Origin of the sequence: Pseudomonas sp. N-137, assembly GCF_034555295.1 — a bacterium.
Lineage (GTDB): Bacteria > Pseudomonadota > Gammaproteobacteria > Pseudomonadales > Pseudomonadaceae > Aquipseudomonas > Aquipseudomonas rhizophila.
Genome location: NZ_JAXUDQ010000030.1, coordinates 26,602 through 49,743 on the forward strand (window position 1 = coordinate 26,602; position 23,142 = coordinate 49,743).

Annotated in this window: 26 protein-coding genes and 1 tRNA gene; 21 read left to right on the forward strand and 6 right to left on the reverse strand. The window is 59.4% G+C overall.

The genetic code is table 11. The features are described 5' to 3' along the window. Positions 1-390 precede the first annotated feature (390 nt). The 5 genes from T3A99_RS21125 to T3A99_RS21145 all read right to left on the reverse strand — a co-directional run bounded on the left by T3A99_RS21125 (position 391) and on the right by T3A99_RS21145 (position 3,709). Positions 391-696 (reverse strand): hypothetical protein, encoded by a 306-nt coding sequence (locus T3A99_RS21125; RefSeq protein WP_322834786.1) that lies wholly within the window; start codon positions 694-696, stop codon positions 391-393. Then, positions 693-947, reverse strand: coding sequence for a helix-turn-helix transcriptional regulator (locus tag T3A99_RS21130; RefSeq protein WP_082097993.1), 255 nt, complete (start codon positions 945-947; stop codon positions 693-695). Before T3A99_RS21130 ends, T3A99_RS21125 begins: the two co-directional genes overlap by 4 nt. An 85-nt stretch (positions 948-1,032) precedes the next feature. Beyond that, entirely contained in the window at positions 1,033-1,971 is a 939-nt protein-coding gene (locus T3A99_RS21135; protein WP_322834787.1) for a hypothetical protein, read from the reverse strand. 246 nt (positions 1,972-2,217) lie between these two features. After that, positions 2,218-3,459 (reverse strand): tyrosine-type recombinase/integrase, encoded by a 1,242-nt coding sequence (locus T3A99_RS21140; protein WP_322834788.1) that lies wholly within the window; start codon positions 3,457-3,459, stop codon positions 2,218-2,220. Between the two features lie 165 nt (positions 3,460-3,624). After that, positions 3,625-3,709 (reverse strand) — tRNA-Leu (locus T3A99_RS21145). 108 nt (positions 3,710-3,817) lie between these two features. Between T3A99_RS21145 and queA the strand changes: the two genes are divergently transcribed. From queA to T3A99_RS21175, 6 genes are all read left to right on the forward strand, one after another. Then, positions 3,818-4,867 carry a tRNA preQ1(34) S-adenosylmethionine ribosyltransferase-isomerase QueA gene (gene queA, locus T3A99_RS21150; protein WP_025211994.1) on the forward strand — a complete coding sequence of 350 codons (1,050 nt, stop codon included), beginning with the start codon at positions 3,818-3,820 and terminating at the stop codon, positions 4,865-4,867. A gap of 14 nt (positions 4,868-4,881) precedes the next feature. Then, positions 4,882-5,997, forward strand: a complete 1,116-nt coding sequence (tgt, locus tag T3A99_RS21155) for a tRNA guanosine(34) transglycosylase Tgt (RefSeq protein ID WP_160891620.1) — start codon at positions 4,882-4,884, stop codon at positions 5,995-5,997. 43 nt (positions 5,998-6,040) lie between these two features. Then, entirely contained in the window at positions 6,041-6,376 is a 336-nt protein-coding gene (gene yajC, locus T3A99_RS21160) for a preprotein translocase subunit YajC (RefSeq protein WP_007956696.1), read from the forward strand. A gap of 63 nt (positions 6,377-6,439) precedes the next feature. Beyond that, the gene (gene secD, locus T3A99_RS21165) at positions 6,440-8,308 is read left to right on the forward strand and encodes a protein translocase subunit SecD (protein ID WP_107321535.1); all 1,869 of its coding nucleotides are present in this window, start codon (positions 6,440-6,442) and stop codon (positions 8,306-8,308) included. A gap of 9 nt (positions 8,309-8,317) precedes the next feature. Next, complete coding sequence (gene secF, locus T3A99_RS21170) at positions 8,318-9,232, forward strand: protein translocase subunit SecF (protein WP_188251294.1); 915 nt, start codon at positions 8,318-8,320, stop codon at positions 9,230-9,232. Between the two features lie 116 nt (positions 9,233-9,348). Further along, entirely contained in the window at positions 9,349-9,897 is a 549-nt protein-coding gene (locus T3A99_RS21175; RefSeq protein ID WP_047227466.1) for a glycine zipper 2TM domain-containing protein, read from the forward strand. 291 nt (positions 9,898-10,188) lie between these two features. Here T3A99_RS21175 and suhB read toward each other — a convergent pair whose 3' ends face one another. Next, a complete protein-coding gene (suhB, locus tag T3A99_RS21180; protein ID WP_003185165.1) occupies positions 10,189-11,007 on the reverse strand; it encodes an inositol-phosphate phosphatase in 819 nt (272 codons plus the stop codon). A gap of 144 nt (positions 11,008-11,151) precedes the next feature. Between suhB and trmJ the strand changes: the two genes are divergently transcribed. The 15 genes from trmJ (at position 11,152) to ispG (ending at position 23,123) form a co-directional block, all read left to right on the forward strand. Further along, the gene (gene trmJ, locus T3A99_RS21185; RefSeq protein ID WP_322834789.1) at positions 11,152-11,922 is read left to right on the forward strand and encodes a tRNA (cytosine(32)/uridine(32)-2'-O)-methyltransferase TrmJ; all 771 of its coding nucleotides are present in this window, start codon (positions 11,152-11,154) and stop codon (positions 11,920-11,922) included. 2 nt (positions 11,923-11,924) lie between these two features. Next, complete coding sequence (gene cysE, locus T3A99_RS21190) at positions 11,925-12,701, forward strand: serine O-acetyltransferase (protein WP_047227468.1); 777 nt, start codon at positions 11,925-11,927, stop codon at positions 12,699-12,701. A gap of 267 nt (positions 12,702-12,968) precedes the next feature. Continuing rightward, positions 12,969-13,460, forward strand: a complete 492-nt coding sequence (gene iscR / locus T3A99_RS21195; RefSeq protein ID WP_047227469.1) for a Fe-S cluster assembly transcriptional regulator IscR — start codon at positions 12,969-12,971, stop codon at positions 13,458-13,460. Between the two features lie 50 nt (positions 13,461-13,510). Further along, a complete protein-coding gene (locus tag T3A99_RS21200; protein WP_047227470.1) occupies positions 13,511-14,725 on the forward strand; it encodes an IscS subfamily cysteine desulfurase in 1,215 nt (404 codons plus the stop codon). Between the two features lie 43 nt (positions 14,726-14,768). Continuing rightward, a complete protein-coding gene (gene iscU, locus T3A99_RS21205; protein ID WP_003185157.1) occupies positions 14,769-15,155 on the forward strand; it encodes a Fe-S cluster assembly scaffold IscU in 387 nt (128 codons plus the stop codon). 24 nt (positions 15,156-15,179) lie between these two features. After that, entirely contained in the window at positions 15,180-15,503 is a 324-nt protein-coding gene (gene iscA / locus T3A99_RS21210) for an iron-sulfur cluster assembly protein IscA (RefSeq protein ID WP_047227471.1), read from the forward strand. Between the two features lie 8 nt (positions 15,504-15,511). After that, positions 15,512-16,033 (forward strand): co-chaperone HscB, encoded by a 522-nt coding sequence (hscB, locus tag T3A99_RS21215; RefSeq protein WP_047227472.1) that lies wholly within the window; start codon positions 15,512-15,514, stop codon positions 16,031-16,033. Positions 16,034-16,083: 50 nt separating this feature from the next. Next, positions 16,084-17,946: a Fe-S protein assembly chaperone HscA gene (gene hscA, locus T3A99_RS21220; RefSeq protein ID WP_047227473.1), complete on the forward strand. Its 1,863-nt coding sequence runs from the start codon at positions 16,084-16,086 to the stop codon at positions 17,944-17,946. Positions 17,947-17,949: 3 nt separating this feature from the next. Further along, on the forward strand, positions 17,950-18,291 hold the full coding sequence (gene fdx, locus T3A99_RS21225) for an ISC system 2Fe-2S type ferredoxin (RefSeq protein ID WP_046063912.1): 342 nt from the start codon (positions 17,950-17,952) through the stop codon (positions 18,289-18,291). 13 nt (positions 18,292-18,304) lie between these two features. Further along, positions 18,305-18,505: a Fe-S cluster assembly protein IscX gene (iscX, locus tag T3A99_RS21230; protein WP_274090881.1), complete on the forward strand. Its 201-nt coding sequence runs from the start codon at positions 18,305-18,307 to the stop codon at positions 18,503-18,505. A gap of 88 nt (positions 18,506-18,593) precedes the next feature. Beyond that, a complete protein-coding gene (gene ndk / locus T3A99_RS21235; protein WP_042727994.1) occupies positions 18,594-19,019 on the forward strand; it encodes a nucleoside-diphosphate kinase in 426 nt (141 codons plus the stop codon). Positions 19,020-19,047: 28 nt separating this feature from the next. Further along, complete coding sequence (gene rlmN, locus T3A99_RS21240; RefSeq protein WP_047227475.1) at positions 19,048-20,196, forward strand: 23S rRNA (adenine(2503)-C(2))-methyltransferase RlmN; 1,149 nt, start codon at positions 19,048-19,050, stop codon at positions 20,194-20,196. Positions 20,197-20,208: 12 nt separating this feature from the next. Beyond that, on the forward strand, positions 20,209-20,967 hold the full coding sequence (gene pilW, locus T3A99_RS21245; RefSeq protein WP_047227476.1) for a type IV pilus biogenesis/stability protein PilW: 759 nt from the start codon (positions 20,209-20,211) through the stop codon (positions 20,965-20,967). Next, positions 20,967-22,010 (forward strand): RodZ domain-containing protein, encoded by a 1,044-nt coding sequence (locus T3A99_RS21250; protein WP_047227477.1) that lies wholly within the window; start codon positions 20,967-20,969, stop codon positions 22,008-22,010. The genes pilW and T3A99_RS21250 overlap by 1 nt, the downstream gene beginning before the upstream one ends. A 3-nt stretch (positions 22,011-22,013) precedes the next feature. Beyond that, on the forward strand, positions 22,014-23,123 hold the full coding sequence (gene ispG / locus T3A99_RS21255) for a flavodoxin-dependent (E)-4-hydroxy-3-methylbut-2-enyl-diphosphate synthase (protein ID WP_003185136.1): 1,110 nt from the start codon (positions 22,014-22,016) through the stop codon (positions 23,121-23,123). The last annotated feature ends 19 nt before the right edge of the window (positions 23,124-23,142 follow it).

Below are 23,142 nucleotides of genomic sequence, written 5' to 3' on the forward strand. Positions count from 1 at the left end.
AGGGCGTGTTGCATTTGTGAAGGCTCCTTGTACTGAGGAACCGCCACCGTCTGCCGCCAAGCAGATTAGGGTGACGGATTGCGCAGGATTGGCGGACCGGCGTACAAGGAGACCGGCGCACCCGAGGGTGCTCCTACGCAACCCGCCATAACACGGGAATGCAGACACAAAAAAAGCGCCTGCAATCGTAATGGGGGCGCTGTTGCGCCTTGTACTGTTTGGGCCGCCAAGCCCATTCGCTGAATTTGCAGCGACGACCAGAGAGTACCGCTCGTTTTTCGAAAGTGCAACTACGCGGGTCGCTTGCGGATTTTTCAGGTGTGGCATAAATTGTTCGGGCATGTAGATTTACCTCAACGCCTCCGGATCGCCCCCGGAGGCGTTTTCGTTTCAGGCATGGAATTCAAAGCGCAGGGCAAGCAGGGGCAGGAAGCCGCCTTGGAGCATTGAGCGGGCGTCTTCGTAGGCTTCTGCTTGCTGGCCTTCGTCGACGATCACCGCCCCGGTCTTTTCGCAGTGAAGGGAAAGCGCGCACCAGGTGCCGTCGGCCCAGCTGAGTACGCTGACCACGCGACCTTGTTTGTCCTGCTGGCTGCGGTAGCGCTCTAGGCGCTGCATGAGGCGGGGCGAAAAGCCGATCTGGCGAAGAATGGAGAACGGGTGCATTAAGGCTTTGTTGGCGATCTTGCGGCTCATGCGGCCACCTGATCACGGGCAGCGATGCGTGCTCGTGTCCATGCTTGAACTTCTGCCAAAACCCATGCAACCGGAGCGCTTCGGGCGTTGCTGTTGCTGAGCTTCACCGGCATTGGGAATCCACTGTCCGGTTGGCGCATGAGCTTGTAGATGGTTGGGCGTGCGAGCCCTACGATGGAAATGACCTCGGGCATTCGAATGAGGGTCGATGCTGGGTCATGAGAAGCGATGGTTTTTGATGCGGTATTCATAGCGAGCCTAACCTGAGTGAAATGAGACAACAGGCCATACGCTACGTAGGGGAGGGGGAACGGACAGTGTCCGTTCCCCTTTTTTTCACTTGAGGGGTCTTAGACCCAGAATGGTCAGATGGTCTCTGATGGTTTTTTTGGTTCCATGAACGTTCTGGTCGAAAAGCAGATTGGTTAGCTCTGCATCGCTCAAACTGCGCTTTTCAATCAAGCGGCCATTAATGATTTTTTCGGCGGCTGCCTTGATATTTGCGCGCCTATACATCGTGTCCGATTGTATTTTTGATTCAGGGTCTCGATTTCCCTTACCGGCCTCATGGCCCCGCTTTGATGCCTTTGCCGAGAAAGCCTCATCGAGCATTCGGTGCATCAGGCTGGATGCGTTGAAGCCAGTCTTGAATACGTCGATGCTTTCCGCTTGCCTATGCAGTGCTGCCATCAGTAGGGTCTGTTTGGCTTCACCCAGCAATTCAGCGAATCGCTCTCGCGCTTTGATTTCGGTTCCACTGCGGCGGAATCGTTCTTTTTCGACCAGGGCTAGATACTGGCGGGGCGAGTCATTTCTCAACTGCTCTAGCAGTTCTGCATCGATGTCGTACGTCGCAAGCTCAAGTTCGAACAACCAGTTTCCGAGAACCTCTATAGCTTCGGTGCCAAGTACAAGGGCAAAGGTCGCTGCCAGTTGCGAGTCTGTAGCTTGATGATTGAAGCCAGGGAGATGTCGAATGACATTTGGCAATGAGGCTGCTCCCGCGACGCTGGCATGGTCATCAATGACGTCACGTAATTCAAAGGCCGTTGTTGTGACTGGCTCAGCACACAGCGCGTAGGAGCCATCCTCAAGCCAGAATGAAGTGGCGTCGTCGATAAGATCGAATGCTTGTCGGAAATGCTCGTTGAACTGGCGATAGAGCGCCAGCTCGCGAATGGCTCGTTCGACGTCGTCCATGTCCTGGATTAAGCACTTTACCTCGATCCCGGCAATTTCCAGTTCCTCTATGCCAGTGCTCCGTTCAATGGGCATGTTGGGTACCCCGTCGCCCCGGAGCTGGGAGGCAGTTGCAGCGATGCGCATATGAAAACGGCACCGCCCGCAGGGCTGAGCGAGGCGGATTTTCGTTACACGACTTGGTGTCGTTACACTCGGTGTATCGTTGAGGTGGTCGCGGTGTAACTCGAAAAAAACACAATAAATTCAGTTGGTTGTCGTTCTCCGTTACACATGTCACACGCGTTACACCGGTTTTATAGGTGGGCTGTGTATGCGTCCTCATACTGCCTTTCCGAATTGGCCTTGCACGACATTGCCTGCCTCCAAGGCATCAAGGTGATCTGCATACCACTGCATCATCTTTACGCGCTGCTCAAGGTATTGGGCCTTGTTATATACCCCTGAGATACCTTCCTCTTTGTGAGCCAGCTGCGCTTCGACGTGCTCTTTCGGCCATCCATGTTCACGCAGCAATGTGCTCGCGGTGTGGCGAGTACCGTGCCCTACTAAGCGGCCTTTGTAGCCGATGGTGGCGAAGACTTTGTTGATTGTGTTCTCACTGATAGTGGGGTTCTTGGCGCCGACGCCTGGAAAGAGCCAGCGACTACGACCTGTCAGACAGTGCAGCTCTTTCAGCGCGGCAACAGCCTGACAGGGAAGAGGGCATACAAAGTCCCTGCGCATTTTCATCTTGGCGGCAGGAGTGGTCCAAATGGCCTTCTCAAGGTCGAACTCCTTCCATTCTGCCAAGCGGACCATCCCCGGTCGTGATGCTGTCCAGACGCATAGCCATGCCGCAGTGCGGGCTGTCAGCCTACTTGGGGTGTTCTTGAGCGCCTGTAAAAACTCACCCAATTCAGGCTCCAGCAGATGTGGATGTTGTTGGGTTTTAGGGGCTTTGGCTGCGATATCGCGAAGGCGGCTTCCTGGATCGTTTTCAGTCAGGCCTAAGCCGATGGCGCGCCCGAAGATCTGATTTATCCAGGTACGGCACTTTTCCGCGACGTTGTGCGCATCCCTCGCTTCGATTGATGCTTGGAGCTCTGCACAATCAGTACGTGTGATTTCGTCTAGGGGCTTGTCCCCCAGGGCAGGAAGTATGTCTTTGTCGAGATAGGTGCGAATTTTGTTGAGGGTGGAGGGGGCGAGACCTTTTTCCTCCTTTGCCTTTAGCCAGTCATAAGCAGCCGCTCGAAAGGTTCGAGCTCTGGCCGCATCAATAGCAGCTTTCGCAAATCGTTTTTGCTCGAGGGGGTCAGCACCGCTGCTCACTACTTTGCGTAGATCGGCAGCTTTCTCTCGTGCTGATGCACCACTAACTTCTGGATAACCCCCTAGCCCCATCCATGCCCAATTGCCGGCCGGACGTTTGTAGCGGAGCTGCCAGGATTTACCGCCATCAGGTTTGACCCTGAAGTAGAGGCCATTTCCGTCCAGTTCCCGGTATTCCTTTGATTCCGGCTCCAGCCCCGCAAGTGTCGTGTCTGCGAGAGGGCGGCGCTTGATGTCTGCGCGCTTCATCCTTGTATCCCAAAGTTCGGTATTTTTCTCAGGATACAAGCAGGGATACAGGGATACAACGGATAAGGGGATACAGAGGTAGATAGCCAGATACAAAAAAACCGGCTCAAGTGGCCGGTTTCTCTGGGTCTGAGAGTCTGGTAGAGACTTTCAGATACTGCTATATGGTGCCCCGAGGGAGACTCGAACTCCCACTCCTTTCGAAAACGGATTTTGAATCCGCCGCGTCTACCAATTCCGCCATCAGGGCTCAATGGCGGCGAAGTATAGAGAGGTGCCTACCGTTGGTCAATCACGTTTCATGGTGAATTTTTGATAATTCCGCTAGACTTCCCGGCCCTGCTAGACGAACCCCATCATGCGTGTTGCTGACTTTACCTTCGAACTCCCTGATTCGCTGATCGCTCGCCACCCTCTGGCCGAGCGTCGCGCCAGTCGACTGTTGACCCTGGATGGGGTCAGCGGTGCCATGGCTCACCGTCAATTCACTGATTTGCTTGAGCATTTGCGCCCGGGCGATTTGATGGTGTTCAACAATACCCGGGTGATTCCGGCGCGTTTGTTTGGCCAGAAAGCCTCCGGCGGCAAGCTGGAGATTCTGGTGGAGCGGGTGCTGGACAGTCACCGTGTGCTGGCCCATGTGCGGTCGAGCAAGTCGCCCAAGCCCGGTTCGTCGATTTTGATCGACGGCGGCGGTGAGGCGGTGATGGTGGCGCGGCATGATGCGTTGTTCGAGCTGGAATTTGCCGAAGAGGTGTTGCCGCTGCTCGACCGTGTCGGCCACATGCCGTTGCCTCCTTATATAGACCGCCCGGACGAAGGTTCGGACCGCGAGCGTTATCAGACCGTGTACGCCGAGCGCTTGGGGGCGGTGGCGGCGCCGACGGCGGGGCTGCATTTTGATCAGCCGTTGCTGGAGGCGATTGCCGCCAAGGGCGTGGAGACGGCGTTTGTGACGCTGCACGTCGGTGCCGGCACGTTTCAGCCGGTGCGGGTCGAGCGTATCGAAGACCACCACATGCACAATGAATGGCTCGAAGTGAGCCAGGAAGTCGTCGATGCCGTGGCGGCCTGTCGCGCGCGCGGTGGGCGGGTGGTGGCGGTGGGGACCACCAGTGTGCGGTCGCTGGAAAGCGCTGCGCGCGATGGCGTGCTCAAGCCGTTCAGTGGCGACACCGATATCTTTATCTACCCGGGCCGGCCGTTTCATGTGGTTGATGCGCTGGTCACCAATTTTCATTTGCCCGAATCCACGCTGTTGATGCTGGTTTCGGCGTTCGCCGGTTATCCCGAAGCCATGGCCGCCTACAAGGCCGCTGTCGAGCATGGATACCGCTTTTTCAGCTACGGTGATGCGATGTTCATCACCCGTAACCCCGCGCCACGCGGACCCGAGGAAACAGTATGAGTCGCACCTGTCGCATGTCCTTCGAGTTGCTTGCTACCGATGGCAAGGCTCGTCGCGGTCGTCTGACCTTCCCCCGCGGTACGGTGGAAACCCCCGCGTTCATGCCGGTGGGCACGTACGGCACGGTCAAGGGCATGCTGCCACGGGACATCGTGGCCACGGGTGCGGAGATCATCCTCGGCAACACTTTCCACCTGTGGTTGCGCCCGGGTATGGAGGTGATCAAGGCCCACGGTGACTTGCACGATTTCATGCAGTGGAAAGGTCCGATTCTGACCGACTCCGGCGGTTTCCAGGTGTTCAGCCTGGGCGCGATGCGCAAGATCAAGGAGGAGGGCGTGACCTTCGCTTCTCCGGTGGATGGCGCCAAGGTGTTCATGGGGCCGGAAGAGTCGATGCAGGTCCAGCGTGACCTGGGCTCGGACATCGTGATGATCTTCGACGAATGCACGCCGTACCCGGCCGATGAAGACGTGGCGCGGGTGTCCATGGAGCTGTCGTTGCGTTGGGCCCAGCGCTCCAAGAACGCCCATGGCGAGAACACGGCGGCGCTGTTCGGCATCGTCCAGGGCGGCATGCACCAGGATTTGCGCATGCGCTCGCTCGAAGGCCTCGACAAGATCGGCTTCGACGGCCTGGCCATCGGCGGTCTGTCGGTGGGCGAACCCAAGCATGAAATGATCAAGGTGCTCGATTACCTGCCGGGCCAGATGCCGGCTGACAAACCTCGTTACCTTATGGGCGTTGGCAAACCGGAAGATCTGGTTGAGGGTGTGCGCCGCGGTGTGGACATGTTCGATTGCGTGATGCCAACCCGTAATGCCCGCAATGGGCATCTGTTCATTGATACAGGCGTGCTGAAGATCCGTAACGCGTTCCATCGCCATGATGAATCGCCGCTGGATCCGACCTGCGATTGCTACACCTGCCAGAACTTCTCCCGTGCTTATCTGCACCATTTGGACAAGTGCGGCGAAATGCTGGGTAGCATGTTGAATACCATCCACAATTTGCGCCATTACCAGGTGCTTATGGCTGGTTTGCGCGAGGCTATTCAACAGGGTACATTGGCCGCCTTTGTCGATGCCTTCTATGCCAAGCGCGGGTTGCCTGTTCCGCCCTTGGACTGAGTTTTCCGATCCTAAGATTCAATACTTGCAACTGGAGTGCTAAATGAGCTTTTTTATCTCTAATGCCATGGCTGATGCCGCTGCCCCTGCAGCAGCGCCAATGGGTGGCGGTTTCGAGTGGATTTTCCTGGTTGGCTTTCTGGTCATCTTCTACCTGATGATCTGGCGTCCACAGGCCAAGCGCGCTAAAGAGCAGAAGAACCTGCTCAGCAGCCTGCAAAAGGGCGATGAAGTGGTCACCACCGGCGGCATCGCTGGCAAGATCACCAAAGTGGCCGATGACTTCGTGGTACTGGAAGTGTCCGACACCGTTGAAATGAAATTCCAGAAGGGCGCCATCGCGGCCACGCTGCCAAAAGGCACGCTGAAAGCGATCTAAGTAACAACTTCTATTCAATCGACGGGGCGCGCAAGGCGCCCCGCGTCATAAGCGGGCGGCGTGATGCTGAACAAATACCCTCTGTGGAAATATTTACTGATCCTGGCGGTGCTGGCGGTCGGTCTGATTTATTCCGCTCCCAATCTTTATCCTGATGACCCGGCTATTCAGGTCAGTGGCGCAAGCACTGCCTTGCAGGTCACTCAGGCCGATCTGGACCGTGCGAGCACAGCGCTCAAGGCGTCCGGTATCGACGTGAAGGCCGCGACCATTGCCGAAGGCGGCAAGGGCGGTTTGTTGCGTCTGCTCAAGGCTGAAGACCAGCTGCCGGCCAAGGACGTGGTGCGCAAGGCCCTCGGTGACGACTATGTCGTGGCCCTGAACCTAGCCCAGACCACCCCGCAATGGCTGCGCAACCTCGGCGCGCATCCGATGAAGCTGGGTCTGGACTTGTCCGGTGGTGTGCACTTCCTGCTGGAAGTGGACATGGACAAAGCGCTGGATGCACGCTTGAAAGTCTACGAAGGCGACGTCAAGAGCCTGTTGCGTAAAGAGCGCCTGCGCTATCGCAGCCTGCCGCAGCTCGACGGTGCCATTCAGCTGGGTTTCACTGACGAAGATGTACGCGAGAAGGCCCGTGCGCTGATCCGCAAGAACTTCAACGATTTCGACATTGTGCCAGCCGACCTCAATGGTCAGCCGGTGCTGCGTCTGGCGATGACCCCGGCCAAGCTGGCGGAAATCCGCGAATACTCCATCAAGCAGAACTTGACCACGGTGCGTAACCGGGTCAACGAGCTGGGTGTGGCCGAGCCGATCGTGCAGCGCCAGGGCGCCAACCGCATCGTGGTTGAGCTGCCGGGCGTGCAGGACACCGCCGAAGCCAAGCGTATCCTCGGCAAGACCGCCAACCTGGAATTCCGTCTCGCGGCTGAACCGGGTGCTTCCCGCGCTACCACCGAGAGCTTCGAGTTCCGTGAAGGCGGTCGTCCGGCGGCGCAGATCGAGCGCGGCCTGATCATCACTGGTGACCAGGTGACCGACGCCCAGGCGGGCTTCGACGAGCAGGGTCGCCCACAGGTGAACATTCGCCTGGACGGCCACGGCGGCGAACTGATGAGCCGCGCCACGCGCAGCAACGTCGGTCGCAGCATGGCGGTGATCTTCATCGAGCAGAAGCCGACCACTACTTACACCAAGCAAGTGGTCAACGGCGTCGAGAAAGACGTACCGGTCCAGACGTTCAAGGAAGAGAAAAAGATCATCAGCCTGGCGACCATCCAGTCGCCACTGGGCAGTCAGTTCCGCATCACCGGCCTCAACGGCCAGGGTGAATCCTCGGAACTGGCCCTGCTGCTGCGTGCCGGGGGGCTGGCTGCGCCGATGTACTTCGCTGAAGAGCGCACCATTGGCCCGAGCCTGGGTGCCGACAACATTGCCAAGGGTGTCGATGCGTCGCTGTGGGGCATGCTGTTTGTCTCGCTGTTCATCATCGCCATCTACCGCTTCTTCGGCCTGATCGCCACGGTTGCGCTGGCGGTGAACATGGTGCTGCTGCTGGCGCTGATGTCGCTGCTGGGGGCTACGCTGACCCTGCCGGGTATTGCCGGTATCGTGTTGACCATGGGTATGGCGGTGGACGCCAACGTGCTGATTTTCTCGCGGATTCGTGAAGAGATCGCCGCGGGCATGTCGGTTCAGCGGGCAATCAACGAAGGCTTCGGCCGGGCATTTACTGCGATTATCGATGCCAACCTGACCACCTTGCTGGTGGGCGGGATTCTCTTCGCCATGGGCACCGGCCCGGTGAAGGGCTTCGCAGTGACCATGTCCCTCGGGATCTTTACCTCGATGTTCACAGCCATTCTGGTGACCCGTGCAATGGTCAACCTGATTTATGGTGGCCGTGACTTCAAGAAGTTGTGGATTTAAGGGGCTGCCATGTTACGTACAATCAACTTCATGGGCGTTCGCAACGTTGCGTTCGGCGTCACTGTATTGCTGACCTTGCTGGCGTTGTTCAGCTGGTTCAGCAAGGGCTTGAACTACGGCCTGGATTTCACCGGCGGTACGCTGATCGAGCTGACCTACGAGCGTCCGGCCGATGTCACCAAGGTGCGCGAGCAACTGATGACCTCGGGTTACACCGACGCTGTGGTGCAGAGCTTTGGCGCGACCACCGACCTGCTGGTGCGGATGCCGGGTGAAGACCCGCAGCTGGGTCAGCAAGTGGCCGAGGCCTTGCAGAAGGCCGGTGGCGACAACCCGGCGCAGGTCAAGCGTGTCGAGTATGTCGGCCCGCAAGTGGGTGAAGAGCTGCGCGACCAGGGCGGCCTCGGCATGCTGATGGCGCTGGGCGGGATCCTGCTGTACCTGGCTTTCCGCTTTCAGTGGAAGTTCGCGGTGGGCGCGATTGTCTCGCTGATCCACGACGTGATCGTGACTGTGGGCATCCTGTCGTTCTTCCAGATCACCTTCGATTTGACGGTGTTGGCGGCGGTGCTGGCGATCATCGGTTACTCGCTCAACGACACCATCGTGGTGTTCGACCGGGTGCGTGAAAACTTCCGTGTGCTGCGCAAGGCGACGCTGATCGAGAACATCAACATCTCGACCACCCAGACCCTGCTGCGGACCATGGCGACGTCGATCTCCACGTTGCTGGCGATCGGCGCGCTGCTGATTTTCGGTGGCGACAACCTGTTCGGCTTCTCCATTGCGCTGTTCATTGGTGTATTGGCGGGTACTTACTCGTCGATCTACATCGCCAACGTGGTGCTGATCTGGCTGAACCTGAGCACCGAGGATCTGATTCCTCCGGTGGCCACTGACACGGAAGTGGACGACCGACCGTAAGGTTTGGTCTCCGCCCGTCACGGCCTGAAAGGCGCGAGTTGAACTCGCGCCTTTTTTTGTGCTCCAAGGCTGGGAGAAGCGCGGATAAATCCGCATGTGATGGTCAGGAGGTTCAAGTGAACAAATCGATGCTGGTTGGTGCGGTATTGGGTGCTGTCGGTGTGACTGCCGGTGGTGCGGTAGCCACCTACAGCTTGGTCAAAAGCGGCCCTGAGTATGCGCAAGTATTGGCCGTGGACCCGGTTAAAACACAAATCAAGACCCCCCGTGAAGTGTGCAAGGACGTCACCGTGACCCGGCAGAAGCCGGTCCAGGATCAACACCAGATCGCCGGTACTGTATTGGGCGCAGTGGCCGGTGGCCTGTTGGGTAACCAGATCGGCGGCGGCACCGGCAAGAAAATCGCCACCGTGGCGGGTGCGGCCGGCGGCGGTTATGCCGGTAACAAGATTCAGGAAGGCATGCAGGAGCGCGACACCTACACCACCACCCAAACTCGCTGCAACACGGTCAACGACATCAGCGATAAGGTTGTAGGTTATGACGTTCGCTACATGCTCGATGGCAAGGAAGGCAAAGTCCGCATGGACCGCGACCCGGGCAACCAGATCCCGGTGAACAAGGAAGGCCAACTGATCCTGGGTCAGAACGAACCGGCTCAGTAATCCAGCGGTTATGAAGAAGCACCCTTCGGGGTGCTTTTTTTACGCCCGGATTTTATGGCCCACCACCCATCCCCTGTGGGTGCGAGCCTGCTCGCGATAGCGGTGTGAATGTTGATCGTTCCCACGCTCTGCGTGGGAATGCCGCCAGGGACGCTCCGCGTTCCGCTTCTAGAGGTGACGCAGAGCGTCACCGGATGCATTCCCACGCAGAGCGTGGGAACGATCAGTGAGCGGTGTGAGACAGGCATAAAAAAAGCACCCCGAAAGGTGCTTTTTCTGTAGCCGAGCTGCTTAGCGCTTCAACGAAGCCGGCAGGTGTGGCTGGATGGCCGTCAGCACAGCCTTGAAGCATTTGGTGTTGCCGGCAACGATGTGGCCTTTTTCAAGGAAGTCGTGGCCGCCGGTGAAGTCGCTCACCAAACCACCGGCTTCCTGGATCAGCAGGGCGCCTGCTGCCATGTCCCACTCGGACAGGCCCGACTCCCAGAATGCATCGAAACGACCGGCGGCGACATATGCCAGGTCCAGGCTCGCGGCGCCAGCGCGGCGGATGCCGGCGGTCTGGCCGACCAGGGCGCGGAACATGCCCAGGTAGTTGTCCAGGTTGTCCATCTGGTCATCGCGGAACGGGAAGCCGGTACCCAGCAGGGCGCCGTCCAGGCTGGTGCGACCGCTGACGCGCAGGCGACGACCGTTCAACTGGGCGCCACGGCCACGGCTGGCGGTGAATTCTTCCTGGCGAACCGGGTCCAGCACAACGGCGTGTTCCAGGCGACCACGGTATTTGCAGGCGATGCTGACAGCGAAATGAGGGATGCCGCGCAGGAAGTTGGTGGTGCCGTCCAGCGGATCGATGATCCACAGGTACTCTTCGCCTTCGATGCCGGTGCCGGCGTGCATGCCGGTCTCTTCACCCAGGATCGAGTGGTTCGGGTAAGCCTTGCGCAGTGCGTCGACGATTTTCTGTTCGGCGGCGCGATCAACCTCGGACACGTAGTCCTTGGCGTCTTTTTCATCGACCTTGATGGTATCCAGGCGCTCGATGGAGCGGAAGATCAGTTCACTGGCGCTGCGGGCGGCGCGCAGCGCGATATTCAGCATAGGCTGCATGGATGTGTCACCTAAGGTTGTTAAAGAAAGCCGCGCATTCTATCAGAAAGTTTTCCCAGGAGAAGGTTGGTGTTCGCTTTCATAGCTTAACGGTAGGTGCTTAGGTAAGATTTGCTCCCTTTATCGTGTTCGAGAGCGCCTCCCTTGTTGCAGAACATTCGTGTCGTCCTGGTCAATACCAGCCATCCGGGAAATATCGGCGGGGCTGCGCGGGCCATGAAGAACATGGGCCTGTCGCGGCTGGTGCTGGTCGAGCCACGCTCGTTTCCCCATCACGAAGCCGACGCCCGGGCTTCCGGTGCCGGTGATATCCTGGCAGCCGCCCAAGTGGTCGCCACCCTGGAAGACGCCCTGGTGGGCTGCAACCTGGTGCTCGGCACCAGCGCCCGCGACCGCCGTATCCCCTGGCCGCTGCTCGACCCCCGCGAATGCGGAACCAAAGTGGTCGAGGAAGCCGGGCAGGGCGCTGAGATCGCCCTCGTGTTTGGTCGTGAAGACTCCGGCCTGACCAACGAAGAGCTGCAGCGATGTCACTTTCACGTGCATATCCCTTCCGACCCACAGTTCAGTTCCCTGAACCTCGGGGCGGCGGTGCAGGTGTTGAGTTATGAAGTGCGCATGGCCTGGCTGGCAGCCGAAGGCAAGCCCAGCAAGGTGGAAAAATTCGAGGCCACGTCGCCGCGCAGTGAGACACTGGCGACCATGGACGAGCTGGAGCGGTTCTATGAACACCTGGAGCAGACCCTGGTGGACATCGAGTTTCTTGACCCGGACAAACCCCGGCACTTGATGGCGCGCCTGCGTCGGTTGTACGGACGAAGCTCGGTCAGCCGGGCGGAGATGAATATATTGCGCGGCATCCTCACGGAAACCCAGAAAGCGGCCCGTGGCGAGCTGATTAAGCGGAAGGAATAAAGATGTTCGATCGTTTGCGTGAAGATATCCAAAGCGTTTTCCATCGTGACCCGGCGGCGCGCAATGCCTTTGAAGTGCTGACCTGCTACCCGGGCATGCACGCCATCTGGATCCATCGCCTGTCGAGTGCCTTGTGGGGCATGGGCTGGAAGTGGTTGGCTCGAGTTGTCTCCAACTTCGGACGCTGGCTGACCGGAATCGAGATTCATCCGGGCGCCAAGGTCGGTCGGCGGTTCTTCATCGACCACGGCATGGGCATTGTCATTGGTGAAACCGCCGAGATCGGCGATGACGTGACGCTCTACCAGGGCGTGACCCTCGGCGGCACCAGCTGGAACAAAGGCAAGCGCCACCCGACGCTGGAAGACGGCGTGGTGGTTGGCGCCGGCGCCAAGGTGCTCGGGCCGTTCACGGTGGGAGCGGGGGCGAAAGTCGGCTCCAATGCGGTGGTGACCAAGGCTGTGCCGGCCGGTGCAACCGTAGTGGGCATTCCGGGGCGGATCATCGTCAAGACCGATGACGAGCAGGACGCCCGCCGCAAGGCCATGGCCGAGAAGATCGGCTTCGATGCCTACGGTGTTGGCGAAGACATGCCCGACCCGGTCGCCCGTGCCATCAATCAACTGCTCGATCACCTGCAGGCCGTCGATGGACGCCTGGAGGGCATGTGCGGCGCCCTGAAGGACCTGGGCAGTAATTACTGCGCCAAGGACCTGCCTGAACTGCGCGAGGAAGATTTTGCGTGTGTGAAGGATAAGGATCAGAGTCAGGCGGGCTGAAATCCTGTAGGCCCCTTCGCGAGCAGGCTCGCTCCCACATTGGATCTGTGGTGTACACAAATCGTGCAGCCACCCAAGACCTCCTGTGGGAGCGAGCCTGCTCGCGATGAACGTTAACGCGGTATCACTGGTCGCCACTGGCCAGCCTTTGCTATGATGCGCGCGCTCTTTTGCGGGTAAACCTGAGTAAAGCACTAGGTCTTATACTTGACTTAAATACTCGGGAATTGCATACTCGCCCCATTCCGAACTCCGTGGTAATTGTCCATGCGACTGACTACAAAAGGCCGATACGCCGTGACCGCGATGCTGGATTTGGCATTGCATGCGCAGCACGGGCCGGTGTCCCTGGCCGATATCTCCGAGCGCCAGGGCATTTCCCTGTCTTACCTTGAACAGCTGTTCGCCAAGCTGCGCCGCAGTAACCTGGTTTCCAGTGTGCGCGGCCCCGGCGGCGGTTATCAGCTGTCACGCGACATGCAGGGCATCCAGGTTGCCCAGGTGATCGACGCGGTGAACGAATCGGTCGATGCGACCAAATGCCAGGGCCTTGGCGACTGCCATGGCGGCGATACTTGCCTGACCCACCACTTGTGGTGCGACCTGAGCCTGCAGATCCACGAATTTCTTAGCGGTATCAGCTTGGCTGACCTTGTAACTCGTCGTGAGGTGCAGGAAGTAGCCCAGCGTCAGGACCAGCGTCGTTGCAATGGCAAGACGCCGCACCTGGACAAGATTGAAGCGTCCGCCGTCGAATGACCGCCGCAGAGCAAGCGGAACGCCAGCCAGCCTGATTTAGGAGAAAGTCCATGAAATTGCCGATTTACCTTGATTACTCTGCGACCACCCCGGTTGATCCGCGTGTCGCGCAAAAGATGAGTGAATGCCTGCTGGTCGACGGAAACTTCGGTAACCCGGCGTCCCGCTCCCACGTGTTCGGCTGGAAAGCTGAAGAGTCGGTCGAAAACGCCCGCCGCCAGGTCGCTGACCTGGTCAATGCCGACCCGCGTGAAATCGTCTGGACCTCTGGTGCTACTGAGTCCGACAACCTGGCAATCAAGGGTGTCGCGCACTTCTATCACACCAAGGGCAAGCACCTGATCACCTCCAAGATCGAGCACAAGGCTGTCCTGGACACCATGCGCCAACTGGAGCGTGAAGGCTTCGAAGTCACCTACATCGAGCCAGGTGAAGACGGCATCATCACCCCGGCCATGGTGGAAGCCGCACTGCGCGACGACACCATCCTGGTTTCGATCATGCATGTGAACAACGAAATCGGCACCGTCAACGACATCGAAGCCATCGGCGAGCTGACCCGCTCCAAGGGCGTCCTGTTCCACGTCGACGCGGCTCAGTCCACCGGCAAGGTCGACATCGACCTGTCGAAGCTCAAAGTCGACCTGATGTCGTTCTCTGCCCACAAGACCTACGGCCCTAAAGGCATCGGCGCGCTGTACGTGAGCCGCAAGCCGCGTGTTCGCCTTGAAGCGACCATGCACGGCGGCGGTCACGAGCGTGGCATGCGTTCCGGCACCCTGGCGACCCACCAGATCGTCGGCATGGGCGAAGCCTTCCGTGTGGCCAAGGAAGACATGGCCGCCGAGAACGTACGCATCAAGGCCCTGAGCGACCGCTTCTTCAAGCAGGTCGAGCACCTCGAGGAGCTTTACGTCAACGGCAGCATGATCGCCCGCGTACCGCACAACCTGAACCTGAGCTTCAACTACGTTGAAGGCGAGTCGCTGATCATGGCGCTCAAGGATCTGGCCGTGTCGTCCGGTTCGGCATGCACCTCGGCGTCCCTCGAGCCTTCGTACGTACTGCGCGCCCTGGGCCGCAACGACGAACTGGCTCACAGCTCGATCCGCTTCACCTTCGGCCGCTTCACCACCGAAGAAGAAATCGATTACGCCGCGCAGAAAGTCTGCGAGGCCGTTACCAAGCTGCGCGCTCTGTCGCCGCTGTGGGACATGTACAAAGACGGCGTCGACATCTCGAAAATCGAGTGGGCGGCGCACTGAAGAAGTCGCCACCAGAGCGGCTCACTGATGAGGATTGAAGCAAATGGCATATAGCGAAAAGGTCATCGACCACTACGAAAACCCGCGCAACGTCGGCAAGATGGACGCGCAGGATCCTGATGTTGGCACCGGCATGGTCGGCGCCCCAGCGTGCGGCGACGTCATGCGTCTGCAGATCAAGGTCAACGAGCAAGGCATCATCGAAGACGCCAAGTTCAAGACCTACGGCTGCGGTTCGGCCATTGCGTCCAGCTCCCTGGCCACCGAGTGGATGAAGGGCAAGACCCTTGATGAGGCTGAAACCATCAAGAACACTCAGCTGGCCGAAGAACTGGCCCTGCCGCCAGTGAAGATCCACTGCTCGGTACTCGCCGAGGACGCCATCAAGGCTGCCGTTCGCGATTACAAGCAGAAGAAAGGCTTGATCTGATCCGCGCACAGGTAAGGAGTTTTCATGGCTATCCAGATGACAGAAGCGGCAGCTAAGCATGTGCAGCGCTCTCTTGAGGGGCGCGGCAAGGGCGAGGGTATCCGCCTGGGTGTTCGCACCACGGGCTGCTCTGGTCTTGCCTACGTGCTCGAATTCGTCGACGAAGTGGGCGAAGACGATCAGGTGTTCGAGAGTCATGGTCAGAAAGTGATCATCGACCCGAAAAGCCTGACGTACCTGGACGGCACTGAGCTGGATTTCGTCAAGGAAGGGTTGAACGAAGGCTTCAAGTTCAACAACCCCAACGTGCGCGGTGAATGTGGCTGCGGCGAAAGCTTCAACATCTGAGGCGGCTTGTGGGTACTCCTTGTCATTTTGCTTTGTTCCAGTTGCAGCCGGGCTTTTCCCTGGATCTCGAGCAGTTGTCCGCTCGTTATCTGGAACTGGCCCGCGGTGTCCATCCCGACCGCTTCGCTGATGCCTCGGAGGCAGAGCAGCGGCGCGCGCTGGAACAGTCGGCGAACCTCAACGACGCTTACCAGACGCTCAAGAACCCGGCCAAGCGCGCGCGTTATCTGCTTGCCATCAGTGGTCATGAGTTGCCTCTGGAAGTCACCGTGCATGATCCCGAGTTTCTGTTGCAGCAGATGCAGTGGCGCGAAGAGCTCGAAGATCTGCAGGACAGCGCCGATCTGGCCGGTGTCGCGGTGTTCAAGCGCCGCTTGAAGGACGCCCAGCACACCTTGAATGAAAGCTTCGCAGCCTGTTGGGACGATGCCGCGCAACGCGAACAGGCCGAACGCCTGATGCGGCGCATGCAGTTCCTCGACAAGCTCACCTACGAAGTGCGCCAGCTCGAAGAGCGCCTCGACGATTAACCCAGTGCCGCTCCGGTCGCACGCCTGATTACAGATAAGTCCTGATTACGATGGCCCTACTGCAGATCGCCGAACCCGGCCAAAGTCCACAACCGCACCAGCGTCGCCTGGCTGTGGGAATTGACTTGGGTACTACCAATTCCCTGGTCGCTGCGTTGCGCAGCGGTCTTTCCGAACCGCTGGCCGATGAGCAGGGGCAAGTGATCCTGCCGTCCGCCGTGCGCTATCACGCCGATCATGTGGAAGTGGGCGAGTCAGCCAAGCTGGCCGCCGCGACCGATCCGTTCAATACCATTGTGTCGGTCAAGCGCCTGATGGGGCGTGGTCTGTCCGACGTCAAGCAATTGGGTGATCAGCTGCCGTACCGTTTCGTCGACGGCGAATCCCACATGCCGTTCATTGAAACGGTGCAGGGCCCGAAAAGCCCGGTGGAAGTTTCCGCTGACATTCTCAAGGTGCTGCGCCAGCGCGCCGAAGCGGCATTGGGCGGCGAATTGGTCGGTGCGGTCATCACTGTCCCGGCCTATTTCGACGACGCCCAGCGTCAAGCCACCAAGGACGCGGCCAAGCTGGCCGGTCTGAACGTGCTGCGCCTGCTCAACGAGCCGACCGCCGCTGCGGTGGCCTACGGTCTGGACCAGCACGCCGAAGGCCTGGTCGCGATCTATGACTTGGGCGGCGGCACCTTTGATATCTCCATTCTGCGCCTGACCGGCGGTGTATTCGAAGTCCTGGCCACTGGCGGCGACAGCGCCCTGGGCGGCGATGACTTCGATCACGCCATCGCCGGCTGGATCATCGAGCAAGCGGGCCTGTCCGCCGACCTTGATCCGGGCGCGCAACGTCACCTGCTGCAAACGGCCTGCGCCGCCAAGGAAGCCCTGACCGACGCTGCAAGTGTCGAAGTGGCGTACGGCGACTGGAAGGCTGCACTGAGCCGTGAGGCCTTTGATGCGCTGATCGAGCCCATGGTCGCCCGCAGCCTCAAGGCTTGCCGCCGCGCCGTGCGTGATTCCGGCGTGGAGCTCGAAGACGTCAAGGCCGTGGTCATGGTTGGTGGTTCGACCCGTGTGCCTCGGGTTCGCGAAGCCGTTGCCGAGGCCTTTGGCCGCCAGCCGCTGACTGAAATCGACCCGGACCAGGTGGTTGCCATCGGCGCCGCGATCCAGGCCGATACACTGGCCGGCAACAAGCGCGACGGCGGCGAGCTGCTGTTGCTCGACGTGATTCCATTGTCCCTGGGGCTGGAAACCATGGGCGGCCTGATGGAGAAGGTGATTCCGCGCAACACCACCATCCCCGTTGCCCGCGCCCAGGACTTCACCACTTATAAAGACGGCCAGTCGGCCATGATGATTCATGTGCTGCAAGGCGAGCGTGAACTGATCAGCGACTGCCGTTCCCTGGCTCGCTTCGAATTGCGCGGCATCCCGGCGATGGTGGCCGGTGCGGCGAAGATTCGCGTGACCTTCCAGGTCGACGCCGACGGTTTGCTCAATGTTTCCGCCCGCGAGCTGGGTTCGGGCGTCGAGGCGAGCATCCAGGTCAAGCCGTCCTACGGTCTGACCGACGGCGAAATCGCCAAAATGCTCAAGGATTCGTTCCAGCATGCCAGCGACGACAAGGTCGCCCGGGTATTGCGCGAGCAGCAGGTCGACGGCCAGCGTCTGGTCGAAGCCGTGCAGGCCGCTCTTGAGGCCGATGGTGACCGTCTGCTGGACGCCGAGGAACGCATGGTGATCGAGCTGCAAATGCAGGAATTGTCTGAATTGATCAAAGGCACCGATGGTTATGCCATCGAGCAGCAGACCAAGCGTCTGTCGCAAGTCACCGATGCCTTTGCTGCCCGCCGCCTGGACTCGACGGTCAAAGCCGCCCTGGCGGGGCGCAACCTGAATGAAATTGAGGAATAACTGATGCCGCAGGTGATTTTTCTGCCCCACGAGAAGTTCTGTCCCGAGGGCATGGTCGTGGAGTGTGAGCCCGGAATTTCCATTCTCGAGCTGGCCCATGAGCACCATATCGAGATGGAAAGTGCCTGTGGCGGCGTCTGTGCCTGCACGACTTGCCATTGCATTATTCGCGAGGGCTTCGATTCGCTGGAAGAGGCGGACGAGTTGGAAGAAGATTTCCTCGATAAGGCCTGGGGCCTGGAAGCCCAATCGCGTCTGGGCTGCCAAGCCATTGTCGGCACCGAAGACCTGACCGTCGAAATTCCGAAATATTCGCTTAACCATGCGGCCGAAGCGCCGCACTGATGGTGACACTGTCATGAGCTATGGTTGGAATGATGTACAACGCATCGCAGAAGAACTGGCCGAAGCCAAGCCGGACGTGAATCCGTTGACTGTGAATTTTGTCGATCTGCAGCGCTGGATCATGGAGCTTCCCGATTTTGACAATACCTCTGGCCGTTGTGGCGAGAAGGTGTTGGAGGCCGTCCAACAGCTCTGGATCGATGAAATCGACTGATCCACCTGGCAGGTTAGGCAATACCCCTGAACCCGCGTATAATTCGCGGGTTTAATTTTTCGCAAATTACCGTTTCTGGAGTTACACCATGGCTGTTCAACGTACTTTCTCCATCATCAAGCCTGACGCCGTTGCTAAAAACGTGATCGGCAAGATCGTTACCCGCTTCGAAGACGCTGGCCTGCGCGTTGTAGCTTCGAAAATGAAGCAACTGTCCAAGGCCGAAGCCGAAGGCTTCTACGCTGAGCACAGCGAGCGCGGCTTCTTCGGTGAGCTGGTTGCCTTCATGACTTCCGGTCCGGTTGTCGTTCAGGTGCTGGAAGGCGAAAACGCCATTGCTCGCAACCGTGAGCTGATGGGCGCCACCAACCCTAAAGAAGCTGCTGCCGGCACCATCCGTGCTGACTTCGCTGAGTCGATCGACGCCAACGCCGTTCACGGTTCGGACTCCGAAGCCGCTGCTGCTCGCGAAATCGCTTACTTTTTCTCCGCTACTGAAGTAACCACTCGCTAAGCCCAGGCTTTTGAGTGAAGGTGAATCCATGACTACATCGAACGGCAAAACCAACCTGTTGGGCCTGACCCAGCCGGAAATGGAGAAATTCTTCGACTCGATCGGGGAGAAGCGTTTCCGTGCCGGCCAGGTGATGAAATGGATTCACCACTTTGGCGTCGACGACTTCGACGCCATGACGAATGTCAGCAAGGCCCTGCGCGAAAAGCTCAAGGCCGTTGCTGAAATTCGCGGTCCGGAAGTGGTCAGCGAGGACATCTCCAGCGACGGCACCCGTAAGTGGGTGGTGCGCGTGGCGTCCGGCAGCTGCGTCGAGACCGTCTACATTCCCCAGGGCAAACGCGGCACCTTGTGCGTTTCGTCCCAGGCAGGCTGTGCCCTGGATTGCAGTTTCTGCTCCACCGGCAAGCAAGGCTTCAATAGCAACCTCACCGCCGCCGAAGTGATCGGCCAGGTGTGGATTGCCAACAAATCCTTTGGCAGCGTCCCGGCGACCGTCGACCGTGCCATCACCAACGTGGTGATGATGGGCATGGGTGAGCCGCTGCTGAACTTCGACAACGTCATCGCTGCCATGCACCTGATGATGGATGATCTGGGTTATGGCATCTCCAAGCGCCGAGTGACCCTGTCCACCTCCGGCGTGGTGCCGATGATCGATGAGCTGGCCAAGCACATCGACGTCTCCCTGGCGTTGTCGCTGCACGCACCCAATGACGCATTGCGTAACCAATTGGTGCCGATCAACAAGAAATATCCGCTTAAGATGCTGCTGGAATCGTGTCAGCGCTACATGTCGTCCCTGGGCGAAAAACGCGTGCTGACCATCGAGTACACGCTGCTCAAGGACGTGAACGACAAGGTTGAACACGCGGTCGAGATGATCGAGCTGCTCAAGAACATCCCTTGCAAGATCAACCTGATCCCGTTCAACCCGTTCCCGCATTCCGGTTACGAGCGTCCGAGCAACAACGCGATTCGTCGCTTCCAGGACCAGCTTCATCACGCGGGCTTCAACGTCACCGTGCGTACCACCCGCGGCGAAGACATCGATGCCGCGTGTGGCCAATTGGTAGGACAGGTGCTGGATCGCACCCGTCGCAGTGAACGCTACATTGCCGTGCGTGAGTTGAACGCCGCCGACGATGTTGCGCAAAACGCTGCGAACAGTCACTAAGAGAGGAACTCTATGTCCCTGCGCTTCGCGCTGCTGTTGCTGTTGGCCGGTCTTTGCACCGGTTGTGTTCTGTCGGGTGACTACAACCCCATGAAAACCAGCAAGGGGCGCGACGAGGCGCGTGAAGCCTATGTGCAATTGGGCATAGGCTATCTGCAACAGGGCATGACCGAGCGGGCCAAGGTGCCGCTCAAGAAAGCCCTGGAGCTGGACGATTCGGATGCTGATGCCAACGCGGCCCTGGCGTTGGTATTCCAGGCCGAGATGGAACCTGAACTGGCCGACGCGCATTTTCGCAAGGCGCTCTCCGCCGTGCCGCAGGATGCGCGGATCCTGAACAACTACGGCAGCTTCCTTTTCGAGCAGAAGCGTTACAAAGAGGCCTACGAGCGCTTCGAGCAGGCGACCGCCGATACCCTTTACCCCGAGCGTTCGCGGGTGTTTGAAAACCTGGGCATGACGGCCTCGAAACTCGGCCAGCGTGATCTGGCTCGCCAGCAGCTTGAAAAAGCGCTGCGGCTCAACCGCCAGCAGCCACGGGCATTGCTGGAAATGGCTGAGTTGTCTTACGAAGACAGGCATTATGTGCCCGCGCGCGATTATTACGAACGTTTTAGCCTGCTGAGCGAGCAAAATGCACGTAGTCTATTGCTCGGTGTTCGGCTGGCCCACGTGTTCGAAGATCGTGACAAGGCCGCCAGTTTTGGCCTGCAACTAAAAAGACTCTATCCCGGTACGCCGGAATATCAGCAATACCTGTCGGAGCAATGATGAAAGCGGCGCATCCTGAAGTTGTAGCAGCGACTCGCGTAAATCCCGGTGAGACCCTGCGCCAAGCTCGCGAAAGCAATGGTTGGTCGCTGGCAGAGGTGGCCCTCAAGCTCAATCTCACCGTGGCTTCCCTGGGCAACCTGGAAGCCGGCGCGTTCGATAAATTGCCTGGGCATACTTTCGCTCGGGGCTACATCCGTGCCTACGCCAAATTGCTCGGCATGGACCAGACCGAACTGGTCCAGCAATTCGATCAATACACCGGTTCCGACGCCCAGGGCAGCAGTGTGCACAGCCTGGGCCGCATCGAAGAGCCGGTTCGCGTTTCCCACACCATTTTGCGAATCGTCAGTTTGTTGCTGTTGATCGCGGTGATTGGTGGCGGTTTCCTCTGGTGGCAGGACCAGGCCGCCTTGCGCGCCAAGGATCCCATCGCCATGAACCCTGAGCATGTCGAGGTCGAAGGCGCCGACGGCACCACCCGCATACATCCGCTGGATGAGCCGGAAGATCAGGCTGTGGTGGAAGGCCAGAGCGCAGGGGAGACCAACCTGGTGTTGCCTCAGGGGCAGGATGGCGCAGATCCGGCCGTCGGTGCTGAACCGAGTGTGCCGGCCGCTCCGGCAGACGCGCCTGCTGCACCCGCCACGCCAGCCCCGACCGCCAATGCGCCGGCTACTCAAGCGCCAGCTGTACCGAGCACACCCGCCCCTGTCGTCGAGACTCCGGCTGCGCCAGCCGCAGCGCCAGCAACTCCGACAGCCTCCACCACTGCGGTAGCGCCCGTCGCTCCCGCAGCCGGTCAAGGCCAGGTACAGATTCAATTTACCGCCGACTGCTGGACGCAGATCACCGATGGCACCGGCAAGGTGCTGTTCAGTGGCCTCAAGCGTAAGGGCGACAGCACTTCCGTCAACGGCACGCCGCCGTTTGCCGTGCGCCTGGGTTATGCCCGTGGCGCGCAGGTCAGCTACAATGGCCAACCGGTCGACGTGGCTCCGTTCACCAGTGGCGAGACCGCTCGCCTGAAGTTGGGTCAATAAGTCATGCACGGCGAATCTCCAATCAAACGTCGCGAATCGCGAAAGATCTGGGTCGGCAACGTTCCTGTTGGCGGCGATGCGCCCATCGCTGTGCAAAGCATGACCAACAGCGACACCAACGACGTGGCCGCCACCGTTGCGCAGATCAACCGACTGGAAGCCGCCGGTGTCGACATCGTGCGGGTTTCCGTGCCGGACATGGACGCCGCCGAGGCGTTCGGCAAAATCAAGCAGTTGGTCAAAGTGCCGCTGGTGGCCGACATTCACTTCGACTACCGCATCGCCCTGCGCGTGGCCGAGCTGGGTGTGGACTGCCTGCGCATCAACCCGGGCAACATCGGTCGCGAAGACCGCGTGCGTGCGGTGGTGGATGCCGCCCGCGACCGTGGTATTCCGATCCGCATCGGCGTCAACGCCGGTTCCCTGGAAAAAGACCTGCAAAAGAAATACGGCGAACCGACCCCGGCTGCACTGGTGGAGTCGGCCCTGCGCCATGTCGAGCACCTGGAGCGCCTGAACTTCCAGGACTTCAAGGTCAGCGTGAAGGCTTCCGACGTGTTCATGGCCGTCGAAGCCTATCGCTTGCTGGCCAAGGAAATCGTCCAGCCGCTGCACCTGGGCATCACCGAGGCCGGTGGGTTGCGTTCGGGCACGGTGAAATCCGCCGTCGGCCTCGGTATGCTGCTCGCCGAAGGAATTGGCGATACCATCCGCATCTCGTTGGCGGCCGATCCGGTGGAGGAAGTGAAAGTCGGCTACGACATTCTCAAGTCCCTGCACCTGCGTTCCCGTGGCATCAACTTCATCGCCTGCCCAAGCTGCTCGCGGCAGAACTTCGATGTGGTCAAGACCATGAACGAGCTGGAAGGGCGCCTGGAAGACCTGCTGGTGCCGCTGGATGTCGCGGTGATTGGTTGCGTGGTCAACGGGCCGGGTGAAGCCAAGGAGGCCCATATCGGCCTCACCGGCGGTACACCGAACCTGATTTACATCGACGGCAAGCCGTCGCAGAAACTGACGAATGACAATCTGGTGGATGAACTGGAACGGCTGATCCGCCAGAAAGCGGCCGAAAAGGTCGAGGCCGACGCTGCTGTAATCGCGCGTGGTTGAGTCGAACGAATTTAAGGAT

Excerpts from the sequence above, each read along its gene's own strand:
- queA (WP_025211994.1), top strand. The coding sequence starts at position 3,818 with ATGCGTGTTGCTGACTTTACCTTCGAACTCCCTGATTCGCTGATCGCT.
- ispG (WP_003185136.1), top strand. The coding sequence starts at position 22,014 with ATGCACGGCGAATCTCCAATCAAACGTCGCGAATCGCGAAAGATCTGG.
- secF (WP_188251294.1), top strand. The coding sequence starts at position 8,318 with ATGTTACGTACAATCAACTTCATGGGCGTTCGCAACGTTGCGTTCGGC.
- yajC (WP_007956696.1), top strand. The coding sequence starts at position 6,041 with ATGAGCTTTTTTATCTCTAATGCCATGGCTGATGCCGCTGCCCCTGCA.
- hscA (WP_047227473.1), top strand. The coding sequence starts at position 16,084 with ATGGCCCTACTGCAGATCGCCGAACCCGGCCAAAGTCCACAACCGCAC.
- pilW (WP_047227476.1), top strand. The coding sequence starts at position 20,209 with ATGTCCCTGCGCTTCGCGCTGCTGTTGCTGTTGGCCGGTCTTTGCACC.
- iscA (WP_047227471.1), top strand. The coding sequence starts at position 15,180 with ATGGCTATCCAGATGACAGAAGCGGCAGCTAAGCATGTGCAGCGCTCT.
- secD (WP_107321535.1), top strand. The coding sequence starts at position 6,440 with ATGCTGAACAAATACCCTCTGTGGAAATATTTACTGATCCTGGCGGTG.
- T3A99_RS21250 (WP_047227477.1), top strand. The coding sequence starts at position 20,967 with ATGAAAGCGGCGCATCCTGAAGTTGTAGCAGCGACTCGCGTAAATCCC.
- ndk (WP_042727994.1), top strand. The coding sequence starts at position 18,594 with ATGGCTGTTCAACGTACTTTCTCCATCATCAAGCCTGACGCCGTTGCT.
- iscX (WP_274090881.1), top strand. The coding sequence starts at position 18,305 with ATGAGCTATGGTTGGAATGATGTACAACGCATCGCAGAAGAACTGGCC.
- T3A99_RS21125 (WP_322834786.1), bottom strand. The coding sequence starts at position 696 with ATGAGCCGCAAGATCGCCAACAAAGCCTTAATGCACCCGTTCTCCATT.
- T3A99_RS21135 (WP_322834787.1), bottom strand. The coding sequence starts at position 1,971 with ATGCCCATTGAACGGAGCACTGGCATAGAGGAACTGGAAATTGCCGGG.
- iscR (WP_047227469.1), top strand. The coding sequence starts at position 12,969 with ATGCGACTGACTACAAAAGGCCGATACGCCGTGACCGCGATGCTGGAT.
- suhB (WP_003185165.1), bottom strand. The coding sequence starts at position 11,007 with ATGCAGCCTATGCTGAATATCGCGCTGCGCGCCGCCCGCAGCGCCAGT.
- tgt (WP_160891620.1), top strand. The coding sequence starts at position 4,882 with ATGTCCTTCGAGTTGCTTGCTACCGATGGCAAGGCTCGTCGCGGTCGT.
- iscU (WP_003185157.1), top strand. The coding sequence starts at position 14,769 with ATGGCATATAGCGAAAAGGTCATCGACCACTACGAAAACCCGCGCAAC.
- T3A99_RS21140 (WP_322834788.1), bottom strand. The coding sequence starts at position 3,459 with ATGAAGCGCGCAGACATCAAGCGCCGCCCTCTCGCAGACACGACACTT.
- cysE (WP_047227468.1), top strand. The coding sequence starts at position 11,925 with ATGTTCGATCGTTTGCGTGAAGATATCCAAAGCGTTTTCCATCGTGAC.
- fdx (WP_046063912.1), top strand. The coding sequence starts at position 17,950 with ATGCCGCAGGTGATTTTTCTGCCCCACGAGAAGTTCTGTCCCGAGGGC.
- rlmN (WP_047227475.1), top strand. The coding sequence starts at position 19,048 with ATGACTACATCGAACGGCAAAACCAACCTGTTGGGCCTGACCCAGCCG.
- T3A99_RS21130 (WP_082097993.1), bottom strand. The coding sequence starts at position 947 with ATGAATACCGCATCAAAAACCATCGCTTCTCATGACCCAGCATCGACC.
- T3A99_RS21200 (WP_047227470.1), top strand. The coding sequence starts at position 13,511 with ATGAAATTGCCGATTTACCTTGATTACTCTGCGACCACCCCGGTTGAT.